Here is a 15,839-nt window from a genome sequence, read left to right as displayed (position 1 = left end):
TGAAGTTACAGATCCTTATTTACCTGCTCAAGCCAGGCCACGCGGGCGGCCCGTGCTTCGTTCAGCTCGGTGAGCTTCTTTTCATCGCCGGCCTGGCGTGCCTGGGCAATCTCCTCATCGAGTTCCGCGATAAGCGCTTCGAGCTGGGCGGCCATCCCGGATGAACGCTGCTGCTTTTCCGGATCGGTACGGTTCCAGCGGTCGTTTTCCGCCGCGCGAACCTTCTCCTCAATTTCCCGCATCCGGCCCTCGGTCCGGGCAATATCACCGCGCGCCACGAAACCGATCGCATCCCAACGCTCCCCGATCTCACGGAGCTTTTCGCGGGCTTCATCCACATCGGTGATGGGCAACAGGGCTTCGGCCTCCGCTACCAATTCGAGCTTCGCGGCCAAATTTTCCGCGTACTGGCTATCCACCTGGCTGAAATGCGCATCCCGAGCATCGTAGAAAGGTTGGCGAGCGGCCATGAAACGCTCCCAGAGCTTATCGTCATCGCGGCGCCCGGCCCGCCCGGCCCGCTTCCATTCATCCATGAGTTCGCGGTAGCGATCCCCGGTTTCCCGCCAATCGGTTGAGGAAGAGAGCGCGGCGGCCTCCGCGATGAGCTTTTCCTTGGTGGCCTTCACCTGGCTGCGGCGCACATCCAGTTCCTTATAGTGGTTGCGCCGGGCCCGATCAAAGGTGGAGCGGGCGGTCGCAAAACGCCGCCACAGCGCTTCTTCGGTGGGGCGATCGATGCGTGCCCCCTGGCGCTGGGCCCGTTTCCAACTCTCGAAAAGATCATTGAGCTCAGCGCGGGTATTCTGCCAGTGAATAGTGTGCGGATTTGCGTTGGCGAGTTCCTCAGCGCGTTCCACAATCTGAGTGCGCTCCTGGAGGGCAGCTTCCTTGGCAGCGGCGCGCTGGGCCGCGTATTCCTTGGCGCGCACCGCCACGACTTCTTCGAGCTTATCCAAGCGAGTGCGCAGCGCCGCGATATCGCCCACGGCGGCCGGTTCAGCCAGTTCCTTGCGCAGGGACGCGATTGACTTGCGGCTTTCTTCGGGGGATACGTGGTGGGCGCGCGTTTCTGCCAGGCTTACCTGGGTATCCAGGTCAATATAGCGGCGAATGTAGAATTCCAGGGCATCATCTTCGGTGCCGGAAGCCGCGTAATGGCCAACGACCCGTTCGGTATCCCCATCCTTAAGCCACACCTTCCCTTCGTCGTCCACGCGTCCGAAAGGACGGGCTTTGGCGACGGCGGCCGGATCCAGCGGCGCGGGAGCGGGCTGAGCGGGATGAGCTGTGGACATTGTTACTCCTTGTGGAGAAAGAGGCGTGAGGTACACGCCGCGGGACAACTTTAATTCTTACGGTATACCACAATTGTGCCACGGAGAAAGGGATTCCGGGTGCCAGTAGGAAAAAATCGGGAGAAAGGATACGGTTAATGCATGATTTTCTTGCGGTATTCCAATACTGCCCTGGAGGCGAATTGTTATATCATGGCCGACCCTACGCATCGGGTAGCCCTGGTTGTTGATGCGGGAGCTGGCAGTGCCGCGTGGGTAGAACGCGCCTTGTCAGCCCGTAATTTGCGCCTGGGTGCCGTACTGGCTACGCATGGGCACGGGGATCACGTCTGGGATGCCGGGGTGGTGGCCGGCTCGAGCGTGCCGTGCTTTATCGCTGAGCCAGATGTGTACCGGCTGGATAATCCGATCGCTCATGCTTTTTACGCCCCGCTTGTTCTGGCCGCCACCGGGGGGCGTTCCTGGGTGAAACCAGAGAAGATCGTGCCCCTTCCCGAAGCCATATACACGGAGGGAACGGAACTGGTTCCCGGCGTGCACCTGCGCGCCATTGCTGCCCCCGGGCATACCGAAGGCTCGACAGTTTTTCTTTTCTCGGGGCGTTTCGACGCCGATCCGGAAACCCCGCAGCTTCCCGATTGGGGCTTTGGGGAGAATTTCATGATCACCGGAGACGTGCTCTTCCGGGACGGCGTGGGCCGCACCGACCTCGAGGGCGGGAACGATGCGCAGATGCGCGCTTCCTTGCGCACCATCGTGGCCAATGTGGAAGGCTCCACGATTTTCTTCCCCGGCCACGGCAAACCCTCCACCCTGGCGCGCGAACTCAAAGCCTCGCCGTACCTGCGCGCTTATATCGCGATGAAGTGAAAGAATAGTACCTATGAAAATTGCGCCGATCTCCGGTTTCCCCGAATGGCTCCCGCAAGCCCGTATTGTGGAACAGAAAGTTCTTGACACCCTGCGCTCCACCTTTGAACTCCACGGTTTTTCAGGAGTGGAAACTCGCGCCGTCGAACCTATGGATCAGCTGCTGCGCAAAGGCGAAACTTCCAAAGAAGTCTATGTGCTGCGCCGCCTCCAGGGGGAGGAAGGCCAGGATTCCGGCCTCGGTCTGCACTTCGATCTCACCGTGCCGCTGGCCCGCTACGTGCTGGAGAACGCCGGAAAACTTGATTTCCCCTTCAAGCGCTACCAAATCCAAAAGGTCTGGCGCGGCGAACGCCCCCAGGACGGGCGCTTCCGGGAGTTTTACCAGGCCGATGTTGATGTGGTCGGCCAGGATACCCTCGCCTTCCACCACGATATTGAGCTGCCCCTCGTCATGGTCGATGCGCTGAGCAAGCTTCCCATCCCGCGGGTGCGGGTGCGCGCCTCGAACCGTAAACTCGCCCAGGGCTTCTACGAAGCGATCGGGCTGGAGAATACCGAGGAAACCCTGCGAATCCTGGATAAGCTCGACAAAGTCGGCCCCGGGGTGGTGACCGAGCTGCTCTCCGAACACGTGGGGGCAAGCGCACAGCAGGCGCAACTCGCCTTGAGTTTGGCGGGCATCACAACCGAAGATGCCTCTTTCGTTGACAAAGTCCGCGCGCTCGGTGCGTCGTCGTCGCTTTTGGACGAAGGGCTGGAAGAACTAGCAACACTCGTAACCGAAGCGAATTCTCTCATACCCGGTTCGGTCAGCGCGGATCTGTCTATTGCGCGCGGCCTGGACTACTACACCGGTTCCGTTTTCGAATCGACGGTGGAAGGGCACGAAGACCTCGGTTCGGTATGCTCGGGCGGGCGCTACGATAACCTGGCGACGGCCGGTAACCGCAGCTATCCGGGCGTGGGCCTGTCCATCGGGGTCTCGCGCCTGCTCGCGCGTTTCCTGCACCAAGATCTGCTCCGCGCCAGCCGCAAGGTTCCCACGGCCGTGTACGTGGCGGTCAATGACGAATCGGAACGGCACCACGCCTCCACCATCGCGGCGCGGTTGCGTTCGCGCGGTATTCCCGCGGACGTGTCGCATAATGCCACGAAGTTCGGTAAGCAGATCAAGGCGGCCGATAAGCGCGGCATTCCTTTCGTATGGTTTACGACGGCGGAAGGCGAGCAGGTCCGTGATGTGCGCTCGGGCACCCAGGTCCCCGCCGATCCGGATACCTGGACTCCGCCGGAAGAAGATCGCTACCCGCGGGTGATTATGCCGTGAGTCGCCTGTCTTCCCTCGAGCGGGTACGCCAGGCGCTAGGCAACCTGAGATTCCCGCTGCCCACTCCGGGTGCGGTAGACGGGCGCGATGCCCGCACCGACGGCATCCACCAGCTTGATGACTACGTGCTCCCGCGCCTGCGCTCCCTGGACGCGCCGCTGGTGGCCGTGGTGGGCGGGTCTACGGGTTCGGGTAAATCTGCCCTGGTGAACGCCCTCGTGGGTGCCTCTGTCACGCCGTCTTCCGCACTGCGCCCCACTACCAGGATCCCGGTGCTCGCCCATGCTCCCGGGGAGGAAGCGTGGTTTTCCGGCGACCGTATTTTCCCCGGGCTGGCGCGCCTGAGCGGCGCCGGCGCAGCGCTTGCGCACGAACGTTCCGATGCCGGCGCCAGTGCAGCGGAGGCGAGCGGCGAAATCCGCTTGGTGGAATCACCTCGTGTCCCGCGGGGACTGGCCCTCGTGGATTCTCCGGATATTGACTCGGTCGAGGGAGGCAACCGCAGGCTGGCCGGCCAGCTTCTCCAAGGGGCCGACGTGTGGGTTTTCGTTACTACTGCCGCGCGCTATTCGGATGCGATTCCCTGGGCCCTTCTTGATGAAGCAGCTGAGCGCAATATCGTCATTGCGGTTGTTCTCAACAGGGTGCCGGTTGGGGATGCCGCGGCGATTCGGCCCGATCTGATCCGCAGGCTTGAGGAACGCGGCTTGGGAAGCGCTCCGCTCTTTGTCATAACCGAGTACCCGGGAGCGCCGGGCATTCCGGAGGCCGACGTGGCTCCGCTGCGCGAATGGCTCGCCGGGCTCTCCCGCGATGAACGTTCGCGCGCCTCGGTAGCGCGCCAAACTCTGACCGGGGCGCTCGGTAGCCTGGCCGATACCTGCGCCCAGGCTCGCGATTCCTATCTGGAACAGATCGAGGAAGTCGAACGTTTAGAAGCAGCCGTCAATGCCGCGCTGGAAGAAGCACGTGCCAGTATAGAATCCGGCATCGCGGATGGCACCGTGTTGCGCGGGGAAGTGCTGCGCCGCTGGCATGAGATGCTCGGCAGCGGGCAGTGGGCACGCGCGCTGCAAGCAGGCGTCACGCGGTGGCGTGACCGGCTGAGCTGGCGGCGAACCGCTGGCGGGAATGCGAGCGAGGACTCCGTGGGGGAGGCCATCGAAGATTCCCTCACCGATATGCTCCTCACCGCGGATGCCAGTCTGGCCGCTTGCCTCACCACCGAATTGGAGCGCAGCGCAGCCGGTGCGGGAATAGTCCTCGCGGTTGAGTCTCGGAGTGGGGAAACGGGCTCCCAGCGCGATAGCGCGGCTCGCCGGGACGCTGCCGGAGCCCTGGTTCGCGATTGGCGCCGTGCTCTCACGGATATGCTCGGTGAGCAGGGGCGCGGCAAGCAGTTCACCGCACGCTTTGTTTCGCTCGGTATTAATGCGGTGGGCGTCGCGCTCATGCTCGTTGTCTTTGCCCACTCCGCCGGCCTCACCGGCGGGGAAGTAGCTATCGCCGGGGGAACGGCCGTGGTGGCGCAGCGCGTTTTGGAAGCTATTTTCGGCGACGACGCTGTTCGCCGCATGGCCGCTACCGCCACCGAGGATCTCCTCGGGCGCACCGCGGAGTTCTTCGCGGACACCGCCGCACCCTACCGAGAGGAAATCGCGCGTTTGGGAATCAGTAAGGGTGCTCTGAGTGAGCTGGATGAAGCGATGCGCAGCGCGGAAGGGAGGCGCGGATGGATCTTCCCACTGGATTAAAGAACCTGGAGCAGGCCCTCGACCTGGGCGGCGACTACCTTGATGGGGCAGTGCGCGGCCAGGCCCGCGATGTGCTAGCCCGGGCGCGCCAGCGCGGCCTGGTAGGAACCGAACGCACCGTGGTGGCTCTGGCAGGAGCCACCGGTTCGGGCAAGTCATCCCTGCTCAATGCCATTGTGGGGCAGGAGGTGGCCGGGGTGGCCGCCACTCGGCCGGCTACCCGCACACCCCTGGGGGTCTCGGGGCGCCACGCCTCTGACGTTCTCGATTGGCTCGGGGTGCGCGAACGTAAAGTGCTGCTGCAGCTAGCTCCCGATACCACCGCCAATCTGGTGCTCGTGGACCTGCCGGATATTGATTCGACGGCGGATACTCACCGCGCCCAGGCCGAGCGCATTATCGCGCGGGCCGATGTGGTTATCTGGGTGCTCGACCCGCAAAAATACGCCGATGCTGTGGTTCACGAAGATTTCCTGGCAGCAATGGGTGAATATCATTCTTCTCTCCTCATCGTTATCAATCAGATTGATCGCCTCAGCGCTGCTGATGAAGAAGCTATTGTGGCTGATCTGGGGCGTATTCTCGCCGCCGAAGGCGTGAGTGCGGATATCGTGGCGGCCTCTGCACTCACCGGGGTGGGAGTCGAAGAAATTCGCGGAGCGCTCGTGGAAATCGCCGCGGGGAAGAGAGCCGCGGCGGAAAAACTCGCCGCGGATGTGCGGACCGTGGGCGCGGCGCTCACGGAGAACCTCGTTGATCAAGGCGGATATCCGCGTGACCTCACCGATATTGCCGGGGTGGATGACCTTGTTACCGGGCTGGCTCGGGCCGGCGGCCTGAATTCGGCCGCCCGGGGCGCCGCGGACAACTACCGCAGGGCCGCCCGGCGCGCGACTGCTTGGCCGCTGCTGCGCGGATGGGGGAGGCGAGCCCTTCCTGGCGGTGGGAAGGGAACCGGCGCGGATCTCATGCGTAGTTCGGTAGCGGGAGTTACGTCTCATTCGTCTCATTCGGGTGTTATGTCCGATGCGGGGGCCACGTCATATGTGGCAGATGGCTCTGGCGCAGTGGCGAGCTCCGGAACCGTGGAAAAAACTAGGGTAGCGCTGGGCGAATTCATTGCGCAGGCCGCCCGATTCCTCCCGCGTTCCTGGCGTGGGGCGGTGCGCGATGAAACTTCCCGGCAAGCCGCGCGGCTTGCCGATAGCGTCGCGCGGATTATCGCGCGGGAAAGCCAGGCTTGGCACCGTCCGCGCTGGTGGGGCGTCGCAGCTGCCCTCCAGTGGCTGGCTTTTGCCGCTCTGGTGCTGGGCGCCCTGGGAATCGGCGCTGGGATCATCACCGAAGCTGGGGGAGTAGCCCTCCCGCTGGGGCTGCGCCGGGCCAGCCTGATGTGCGTGGTGGCCGGCGCCGTATGCGGCGTCGTCGTAAGTATGAGCACGCGGGCTGCACGCACGCACGGAGCGCAACGCGTTGAACGCCAGGTGACCACCCGGGCGCGCGGCGCTATCGACACGGAGGTGCGCGATACCGTACTTGCACCTTTCCGCACGGAAATGGAACGCTACCGAGACTTTGCGCGCGCCGTGGCATCATTAATGCGGGTGTCTGCCTGACTCGGGCCGGCACCCGCCGCGTGTAATGCAAAAAATTGCATCAGCGCGTATGATTATAATGCAAGGGGGCGCGGGCCGTCGGTTCGTGTTCCCGGTGATGCGAAAGGATCATTGTGACCGCCGGAATTCCTTCGAGTCGCACCGCCCGCCAAGGGCTTATCGCCTCGATTCTGGAAGCTCATCTCATCGGTTCCCAAAATGAATTACGGGAGTATCTCATACGTGCCGGGGTGGATGTCACCCAGGCCACGCTCTCCCGTGATTTAGACGATTTGGGGGCCGTGAAGATCCGGGTGGACGGATCGATGGCATATCGCATCGCTGACCAGACGATGGATACCGGGGAGCGCCTGGCGCGGTGGGCTCGTGAAATACTGCTCAGCGCCGAATGCGCCCTCAACCAGATCGTGCTGCGCACCCCGCCCGGGGCCGCGCAGCTACTCGCCGCCGGGATCGATCGGGCGCGCTTGGACGGCGTGCTCGGGTGCGTTGCCGGAGACGACACCGTGCTGGTCATTGCCCGCAGCGAAGAACGCGCGGTAGAGATCAGGCAACACCTCCTCTCAATGGGGGAGAAAAAGGAGTAATAATGGCGAAGGAGCGGGTAGTTCTCGCCTATTCGGGCGGACTGGACACCTCGGTGGCGATCGGCTGGATCGGGGAGCGAACCGGAGCTGAAGTGATCACCGTTGCCGTGGACGTAGGCCAGGGCGGCGAGGATCTGGAGACCATTCGCCAGCGCGCCCTCGATTGCGGGGCCGTGGAGGCCTATATCGCCGATGCCCGCGATGAATTCGCCAGTGAATACTGCATGCCGGCCCTCAAAGCCGGAGCGCTCTACATGGACGCCTACCCGCTTATTTCCGCTATTTCTCGCCCGGTTATCGTCAAGCACCTGGTGGCTGCGGCTCGGCAATTCGGGGCGAACACGGTGGCGCACGGATGTACCGGAAAAGGTAATGACCAGGTTCGTTTCGAAAACGGTATTACCCAATTGGGGCCGGATCTGGCGTGCCTCTCCCCGGTGCGAGATCTCGCGCTCACCCGCGAATTCGCTATTGATTACGCCAATAAGCATAATTTGCCCATTGAAACGACTCACCATAATCCCTTCTCCATTGACCAGAATGTGTGGGGGCGGGCCATTGAAACCGGGTATCTCGAAGATCTGTGGAATGCACCCACGAAGGATGTGTATACCTACACGGATGATCCGACCTATCCGCCGCTGCCCGATGAAGTGATCATCACCTTTGAGGGTGGTATTCCGGTCAAGATCGACGGCGAAGCCGTCACTCCGTTGCAAGCTATTGAACAACTCAATAAGCGAGCCGGAAAGCAGGGGATTGGCCGGATCGACGTAGTGGAAGACCGCTATGTTGGCATTAAGTCCCGCGAGATTTACGAGGCACCGGGTGCCATGGCGCTGCTCACCGCGCATAAGGAACTCGAGAACGTGACGATGGATCGCGAGCAGGCGCGCTTCAAGCGCACCGTCGCGGACCGCTGGGCGGATATCGTATACGAAGGCCAGTGGTTCTCACCACTCAAGCGCTCCCTTGACGCTTATATCGAAGATACCCAGCGCTATGTCTCCGGTGATATTCGTATGGTTATGCATGGTGGGCGCGCTACCGTGACCGGGCGGCGCTCGGAGGCGTCGCTTTACGATTTCAACCTGGCTACCTATGATGCCGGTGACTCCTTCGACCAGTCACACGCGAAGGGCTTCATCGAATTGACCGGGCTGCCCGCGAAACTTGCCGCCGCCCGCGATGTTGCCTTCGGGCGCGGGGTGGCTATCCCGCCCGCGCGACTGAACTAGCGCGGTGCGCCCGCGCGGCTGTATCTAGAACGGGGGCCGAGGTCGTCACGACCTCGGCCCCCGTTTTTACTTCGGTGCTTGATGATGCGTTACTTCGCTTCGCGGGCGTGCAGCATCGCGGGCGAGGCAGGCCGGCGCATGAAAATAATCGAGACAGTGAGAGCAAGTGCCACGATAAAGCAGATCGTCCCCATGGAAGCCGCGTAACCCGTGAACCAGGCACCGGCCCCGCGCGGGGTTCCCTCGTTGACGAAGGCAAAGAGAATCGCGGTCACCATCGCATTGCCGATAGCGGTGGTAATGCGCTGACTGGTTTGCTGCACCCCGCCCGCGGTACCGCCGTGGGCGGGCGGAACGTCAATCATTGCCTGGGTCTGATTGGCCGAACCAATCACGCCAATACCGAAGCCGAAAACGCAGATGGGGAGGGAAAGCCACCACGGACTCCACCCCGAATAGGCAATTCCGGCGGCCAGCGGAATACTCGAAGCGAGCGATACCAGCGCGAGCGCGAAAGCGCCCGCCTGGATATGCCGACCCCACGCCACCGCGTAGCGCCCTGCCCACACCGAGGCGTAGGCCGAGGCAATCGCGTTGGGCAAGCCGAGGAGCCCGGCCTGCAAAGCATTGAATCCCATGCCCTGCTGGAGATACATCGCCAGCACCACGAAAACAGATGTTGTTCCCAGGAACTGGATGGCGGTAATGGAGGTGCAGAAACTGAAGGATTCGATGCGGAAGAGGCGCAGATTGACCATGGGAATCCGTCCCCGTTTCGCATAAGAATGCTCCCAGAGCACCCAGGCCAGCCCGAGGAGGGCCCCGCCGCCCAGCAGTGCCCAGCGCCAGGCGAAGTGGGACATGAAGGGCAGCATGAGGCAGAGCACCGCGAGAGCCAGCAGGGTCATCCCCACCGGGTCAAGGTCGAGGCGATGCCCGCGCCGGCGGCCGACCGGTTGGCCCCGACGTTCCATTTCTGCCCGGTAGGCGGCATCGATTTTAGCGGCGTCGTCGCCAATAGCGCGCCGTTCTTTGAGGAAGGGCAGCAAGAAAATACCCAGCCCCAAACCAAGCAAACCGAGCGGAACGTTGAGAATAAAGGACCACCGCCACCCCACGGGCCCGAAGATCTGCACGAGGCTCCCCGAGAGTAGCGGCCCCACGGCGACCGAGGCGGAAACGGCCAGGCCCATATAGGCGAAGGCTTTAGCGCGGGCGTGACCGTCGAAATACTGCATGATCATGCCGGTGACCTGGGGCGAGAAAATCCCCGACCCGATGCCCTGGAGGGCGCGCGCGATATTGAGGATAAACGCGTCGCTGGCCACCCCGCACAGTAGCGAACCGAGCGTAAACACCGCCATCCCGATCATCCACAGCGAGGAGCGTCCGAAGATATCGCCCAGGCGCCCCGCGGGAACCAGGAGCAGCCCGAAAGCTAGGGAATATCCGGAGAGCACCCACTGAATATCACCGCGCCCGGCATTCAGGCCCGTTTCGATAATAGGAAGCAGATTATTAACCGAGCTGACCTGGATAAGCGACATGACAAGCGCAACGATGAGCACCACAAGGAGCTTATTGCGGTCATACGTTCGGTCCGAACCCGGAATCGTGAAATAACGCGTATTTTCCATTCCATCCTTCACAACAACGCGCACGCTGGCGGCATAGATATAGCCGTGAGACGAGCGCAACCTAGCTCCGGTAACTCTGCGATGCTGTGGTGTACAAAGGTGAGCGGCGGGGACGGCAGGTAGCCGAACACCCGGCCGCATGCACAAAAAGAGCCCGCACTGAGGCGAGCGAGCAGAGACAGCAGTCCCGGTACGGGTGCCAGCATAGCAGCATTCCCCGGCAATGCCAGCTGTGACGAATCTTGCGCTGTGGCCCAAGCGTGGGAGAATACCCGTATGGATACTTCACACAAGACTTAAGAAGATATGCGCCTCGCGGATACTGCCGCGGCTGCCACGCTGCGCACTCAGCTCAACCACCGCACCATTCGTGATTTTGATGGCCGGCCGCTCGGGGAGGAACTTACCGCCACCCTGGTCAAGGCCGCGCTGCACGCCGCCACCTCGCAGGGCATGCAATACGCAAGCATTATTCGAGTGCAGGATCCGGCCCGTCGCCAGGCCATCGCAGAAGTCTGCACCCAGGCCTACGTGGCGCAGGCACCTGAACTGTGGATTTTCGTGGCGGATACGCGCCGTGCCTGGCGCGTGTGCCAGGAGCAGGGCGGTGAGGGTGCCGGGGCCCGCAGCTATGACGCCTTTAACGCCGCGGTTGCGGATTGCATGATCGCGGCGCAGAACACCGTGGTGGCCGCGGAAAGCCACGGCTTGGGTACCACGTACCTCGGTTCTATTTTGAACGACGCCGAACGCATCTGCCAGGTGCTCGAATTGCCCGAACTCACGTTCCCGGTTATTGGCCTCATCATGGGCTATCCCGATCCGGAACGCATCCCGGCGCTCAAGCCCCGCATGGATGCTGGGCTGCGCGTTTTCACTGACCGTTACCAGGAACCGGAATCCGCGGTGGAATCGCTGCGCGAGTACGACGCCGCCATCGCGCCTTGGGTGGATATCCGCTACGGAAAGCCGGTCGGCCCCTTCACCGATTACGTGCCTACCCGGCTGAGCGGTTCGGTGGCGCGGCGCGGGCGGTTATTGGCCGCCATCGGCGCGCAGGGATTTGACGTGGCACTTCCCGCGGAAGAATAGTGGAATATCGGTGAGAGGGCACCCAATTTCCCGCGGGGGAGTTGCGGAACTTCCCGCCCGAAAGTGAGGGTGTTTAGAATAGTGCAATGACTGAACATCTTGCCCTCTGGGGTGGGCGCTTCAGCGGTTCCAGCGCTGACGCCCTGACCGAACTTTCACGCTCGACTCATATTGACTGGCGCCTGGCACCCTACGATCTGGCCGGGAGCCACGCCCACGCCCGGGCGTTGGCCGGGGCAGGACTCTTGGACGATTCCGAGCTCGCCGCGATGCTGGCCGCGCTGGATACGCTCGGGCAGCGGGTGGCCAGTGGGGAACTCACGCCTTCCCCCGATGATGAAGATGTGCATACCGCGCTGGAACGTGCCCTGCTGGCCGAAGCCGGGGCCGAGCTGGGAGGGAAGCTTCGGGCTGGACGCTCGCGCAATGATCAAATCGCCACGCTTATCCGCATGTACCTGCGCGACGCGGCGCGGTACCTGAGCGAAAAACTGCTGACGGTGGTGCGGGCGCTCGTTTCGCAGGCCGAACGCGCCGGCGATGCGGTTATGCCCGGGCGTACCCACCTCCAGCATGCCCAGCCGGTGCTGGTAGCCCACCATCTGCTCGCCCATGTCTGGCCGCTATTGCGTGATATCGGGCGCTGGCAGGATTGGGATAAACGGGCCGCGTATTCGCCCTACGGTGCCGGGGCGCTGGCGGGGAATACCCTGGGGCTGGACGCTGCGGCAATCGCGAGAGAACTAGGCTTTAACGCCCCCGAACACAATTCCATTGATGCCACCGCAGCACGGGACCTGGTTGCCGAATTTAGCTATATCTGCGCCCAGATCGGGGTGGATCTCTCGCGGCTTTCCGAAGAAATTATCCTGTGGAATACCCGCGAATTCCGCTTCGTCACTCTTGATGATGCCTACGCGACCGGATCCTCGATTATGCCGCAGAAAAAGAACCCGGACGTAGCCGAATTGACCCGCGGCAAGAGCGGGCGCCTCATCGGTGATCTGGCCGGATTACTAGCTACCCTCAAGGGGCTCCCGCTCGCCTATAACCGAGATCTACAAGAGGATAAAGAACCGGTTTTCGACGCCATCGATACCCTTGACCTCCTCCTCCCGGCAGTGGCGGGCATGGTAGAGACCATGGTGCTTAACTACGAGCGCATGGCCGAGCTGGCACCCCAGGGATTCTCCCTTGCCACCGATATCGCCGAGTGGTTGGTGCGCGGCGGGGTACCTTTCAGGGACGCGCATGAAATTTCGGGTCGCGCGGTCGCCTTCTGTGAAGAGCGCAGCATCGAATTATGGGATATGAACGACGACGAGCTGCGCTCCATCGACGCGCGGCTCACCGCGGATGTTCGGGATGTGCTCACGGTGGCTGCCTCTGTGGGGGCCCGGCGCGGGGTGGGGGGAACCGCACCGGAGCGTGTTGCGGAGCAGTTGGCCACTGCGCGGGAATCCATCGGGCGCGCGGAGGGCTTTGCCCGCAGCGCGACCGGTGCGGCGTCGTCGTAAAAAGAGATAGTGGCAGGAATAAACCGGGCGTGATAACGTCCGGACGTGACGTTACGGAAAGGCCCGTGGCGCGCGAAGTACAACGGAAGGACACGAGACGTGAAGGACGTTCTTGAGGAACTGGAATGGCGGGGGCTGATCGCCCAGCATACGGATATTGACGCGCTGCGTAGCGCGCTGAACTCCGGTCCGGTCACCTTCTATTGCGGTTTTGATCCGACGGCGGCTTCGCTGCACCACGGTCACCTTGTCGCGGTGAAGCTGATGCGGCACCTCCAGCTGGCCGGACACCATCCACTAGTACTCGTGGGTGGGGCGACCGGGCTCATCGGGGATCCGCGCCCCTCAACAGAACGCACGCTTAATCCACGTGACACCGTTGCTCAGTGGGTGGAATCTCTGGCCGGGCAGCTGCGCGGTCTGCTGGATTTCGAGGGTGATAACCCGGCTCGGCTCGTCAATAACCTCGATTGGACCGGGCAGCTTTCCGCGATTGATTTCCTGCGTGACCTGGGTAAACATTTCCGGCTTGGGACGATGCTCTCCAAGGACATTGTGGCGCGGCGCCTGGAATCGGATGAAGGTATTTCCTACGCCGAGTTTTCCTACCAGGTTCTCCAGGCCAATGATTACCTTGAGCTGTTCACCCGTTACGGTTGCACCTTGGAGGTGGGCGGGAACGACCAGTGGGGCAATCTCGTGGGAGGCATGGACCTCATCCGCAAAGTGACGGGCGAATCGGTGCACGTGCTCACGAATCCGTTGATCACCAAGTCGGATGGCACAAAGTTTGGGAAATCCGAAGGCGGAGCCGTATGGCTCAACCCCGAGATGCTTAGCCCCTACAAGTTCTTCCAGTTCTGGCTCAATACCGCCGACGAAGACGTGGTGCATATGCTCAAGGTCTTTACTTTCCGGACTCGGGAAGAAATCGAGGAGCTGGCTACCGCGGTGGCGGAGCGTCCCCAGGAACGGCGGGCACAACGCGTGCTTGCTCAGGACGTGACGGCCTGGGTGCACGGCGCAGATATTGCCGAACGGGTGGACAATGCTTCGCGCGCGCTTTTCGGTGGCGACGGTTTGGCAGCTTTGGATGCCGATACCTTGCGCGACGCCGTAGCGGAGCTGCCGCAGGCGACGGCGCCCGTGGGAACTCCGATTCCGGAGCTCTTCGTGGCCACGGGCCAGGAACGGGGCCTGGGCGCCGCGCGGCGTACCGCGAAATCCGGCGGCCTGAATATCAACAATCGCAAAGTTGGAGAGGCTGACGTTCTCAGCGCCGACGATGTTCTTCCCGGGGGCGTCGTGGTGCTGCGCAAGGGCAAGAAAAACCTCGCGGTTATCCGTGTTACGGAGTAAATAGCGATGTAAAGAACGGCTCTCGCACGCGCGGTGGGCTAGGTAGTGGCGGCGTTACCGGTGGTGGTAGCGCCGCCACTTCTGTAGACGGTGGACGAATAGGCCAATGGCGGGATAGCGGCGTAGTTAGGGATTTTTGCCTGATTTTCTGTGCGGTTTTCTTTGGTTTTTGGGGTGTTTGGGTGGGGTGTGGTGGGTGTCTCGTTGGTGTGGTTTGTGTTTTGGGTGGTGGGCTTGTAAGCTTGTTATCCGTCGCCGAGGCCCGGGAAACCGGTAAGCGGTGACAGGATCCCTTGAGAGTGGCGTTCGATGGTTTAACAATTATGGAACAGCGTCAAGCGGTTTTAAGCAATAATGTCCAATAAACAGTCCGCAGCCCCATATCGTCAATTAAAAATCATCGCCGCGATTACAAATTCGCACCCTTCCCCAACAACAACACATGTTCTACAATGTAGTACATGAGCATTGTGGGATTGCGAGAACTCGGGCAAAACGCTTCTCAGGTACTACGCCAAGTAGCCGAGGGGGACGTCGTTACAGTTACTGATCGACGCCGGCCGGTTGCCCAAATCGTGCCGTGGCAAGAATCGGCGATACAACGTCTCCGCGATAGCGGTCTGATAAGAGAAGCTACGGTCCCGTGGGAGGCAGTACTTGAACCCTCGCCTGAACCTACTGGAATATCTGCAAGCAAAATTTTGGAACAGATGCGTGAGGAAGAACGCTACTAATGGCTTTCTATTTGGACACCTCCGCGCTGGTAAAAATACTGCATGAAGAACCGGAAAGCCCCGCTTTCAGGAGCTGGATACGAAATAACACCCAGCATTGCTACACTTCAGATCTAACAAGAGTCGAATTGATGCGCGCTGCCGGGCGTTTGGGTGCGGAGAAACGCACAAAAGCTCGAATGATTCTCCAAGCCTTAACCCTCATCCGTATTAGCTCTCAGATTTGTGATGTGGCCGGCACATTAGAACCTGTAGTTTTACGGAGTCTAGATGCTATCCACCTTGCAACCGCACTACTGTTGAGCGATGACTTAAAAGCAATAGTTACATATGACCGCCAACTTGCTAACTCTGCGCAAGCACTTGGAATTCCCCTTATCGCTCCAGGTTCAGAGACCTGGGAATAGCACCGCGTAGATTCGTGTTAAACCGGGTGCACCCCACCGCGGGGCTGAAGAAGGAGGCGCACCATGGCAACAGAAGAATTTGATCGCACTATCGAACTGAAAGTCACCGGGATGACCTGCGAAAACTGCGTCAAGCACGTGAGTGCAGAACTCGATGCGCTCCCGGATGTTAACAGCGTGCTCGTTACTCTGAACCCGGAAGGCACCTCCTCGGTGCTCGTATACACCCCGCACGATTTTTCCGACGCTGACCTCACAGCCGCGGTAGCCGAAGCTGGCGACTACACCGTGACCGAGATTATTCGTTAAACACCACCCACTCACACATATTCTTAGGCACCCGCTGCCTTGATAAGCACCCGCTGCCGCGAACCACCACCCGCGGCAGCCCACTCACGTG

At 61.6% G+C, this 15,839-nt stretch carries 13 protein-coding genes and 1 pseudogene; 12 read left to right on the top strand and 2 right to left on the bottom strand.

Annotated features, from left to right (window positions below; translation table 11 throughout):
* Positions 1-5 precede the first annotated feature (5 nt).
* Complete coding sequence (locus tag ACTFPK_RS08295) at positions 6-1,298, bottom strand: DUF349 domain-containing protein (RefSeq protein WP_126134834.1); 1,293 nt, start codon at positions 1,296-1,298, stop codon at positions 6-8.
* A gap of 141 nt (positions 1,299-1,439) precedes the next feature.
* Between ACTFPK_RS08295 and ACTFPK_RS08290 the strand changes: the two genes are divergently transcribed.
* The 6 genes and pseudogenes from ACTFPK_RS08290 (at position 1,440) to ACTFPK_RS08265 (ending at position 8,693) form a co-directional block, all read left to right on the top strand.
* The gene (locus ACTFPK_RS08290) at positions 1,440-2,168 is read left to right on the top strand and encodes an MBL fold metallo-hydrolase (RefSeq protein WP_274733596.1); all 729 of its coding nucleotides are present in this window, start codon (positions 1,440-1,442) and stop codon (positions 2,166-2,168) included.
* Positions 2,169-2,181: 13 nt separating this feature from the next.
* Entirely contained in the window at positions 2,182-3,498 is a 1,317-nt protein-coding gene (hisS, locus tag ACTFPK_RS08285) for a histidine--tRNA ligase (protein WP_274778334.1), read from the top strand.
* The gene (locus ACTFPK_RS08280) at positions 3,495-5,252 is read left to right on the top strand and encodes a dynamin family protein (RefSeq protein ID WP_274733593.1); all 1,758 of its coding nucleotides are present in this window, start codon (positions 3,495-3,497) and stop codon (positions 5,250-5,252) included. The genes hisS and ACTFPK_RS08280 overlap by 4 nt, the downstream gene beginning before the upstream one ends.
* Positions 5,231-5,761, top strand: a pseudogene (locus ACTFPK_RS08275) (dynamin family protein); the annotation flags it as partial. The gene ACTFPK_RS08280 and the pseudogene ACTFPK_RS08275, both read left to right, overlap by 22 nt.
* Before the next feature lie 1,220 nt (positions 5,762-6,981).
* Entirely contained in the window at positions 6,982-7,455 is a 474-nt protein-coding gene (locus ACTFPK_RS08270; protein ID WP_126134839.1) for an arginine repressor, read from the top strand.
* Between the two features lie 2 nt (positions 7,456-7,457).
* A complete protein-coding gene (locus tag ACTFPK_RS08265; protein ID WP_274733589.1) occupies positions 7,458-8,693 on the top strand; it encodes an argininosuccinate synthase in 1,236 nt (411 codons plus the stop codon).
* Between the two features lie 89 nt (positions 8,694-8,782).
* Here ACTFPK_RS08265 and ACTFPK_RS08260 read toward each other — a convergent pair whose 3' ends face one another.
* Positions 8,783-10,330, bottom strand: a complete 1,548-nt coding sequence (locus tag ACTFPK_RS08260) for an MFS transporter (protein ID WP_274733588.1) — start codon at positions 10,328-10,330, stop codon at positions 8,783-8,785.
* Between the two features lie 306 nt (positions 10,331-10,636).
* Here ACTFPK_RS08260 and ACTFPK_RS08255 point away from each other — a divergent pair, with 306 nt between their 5' ends.
* From ACTFPK_RS08255 to ACTFPK_RS08230, 6 genes are all read left to right on the top strand, one after another.
* A complete protein-coding gene (locus tag ACTFPK_RS08255; RefSeq protein WP_439911415.1) occupies positions 10,637-11,422 on the top strand; it encodes a nitroreductase family protein in 786 nt (261 codons plus the stop codon).
* Positions 11,423-11,508: 86 nt separating this feature from the next.
* Positions 11,509-12,939, top strand: coding sequence for an argininosuccinate lyase (gene argH, locus ACTFPK_RS08250; protein WP_274733585.1), 1,431 nt, complete (start codon positions 11,509-11,511; stop codon positions 12,937-12,939).
* A gap of 99 nt (positions 12,940-13,038) precedes the next feature.
* A complete protein-coding gene (gene tyrS / locus ACTFPK_RS08245) occupies positions 13,039-14,298 on the top strand; it encodes a tyrosine--tRNA ligase (protein WP_126134844.1) in 1,260 nt (419 codons plus the stop codon).
* Between the two features lie 461 nt (positions 14,299-14,759).
* Positions 14,760-15,032 carry a type II toxin-antitoxin system Phd/YefM family antitoxin gene (locus tag ACTFPK_RS08240; RefSeq protein WP_274732941.1) on the top strand — a complete coding sequence of 91 codons (273 nt, stop codon included), beginning with the start codon at positions 14,760-14,762 and terminating at the stop codon, positions 15,030-15,032.
* Positions 15,032-15,439, top strand: coding sequence for a type II toxin-antitoxin system VapC family toxin (locus ACTFPK_RS08235; RefSeq protein WP_274732943.1), 408 nt, complete (start codon positions 15,032-15,034; stop codon positions 15,437-15,439). Before ACTFPK_RS08240 ends, ACTFPK_RS08235 begins: the two co-directional genes overlap by 1 nt.
* A gap of 63 nt (positions 15,440-15,502) precedes the next feature.
* Positions 15,503-15,748 (top strand): heavy-metal-associated domain-containing protein, encoded by a 246-nt coding sequence (locus tag ACTFPK_RS08230; protein WP_126135841.1) that lies wholly within the window; start codon positions 15,503-15,505, stop codon positions 15,746-15,748.
* The last annotated feature ends 91 nt before the right edge of the window (positions 15,749-15,839 follow it).

Origin of the sequence: Actinotignum sp. UMB0459 (assembly GCF_051905915.1) — a bacterium.
In the GTDB taxonomy this organism is placed as follows: Bacteria; Actinomycetota; Actinomycetes; order Actinomycetales; family Actinomycetaceae; genus Actinotignum; species Actinotignum sanguinis.
This window is presented reverse-complemented; position numbering and strand designations above follow the sequence as displayed.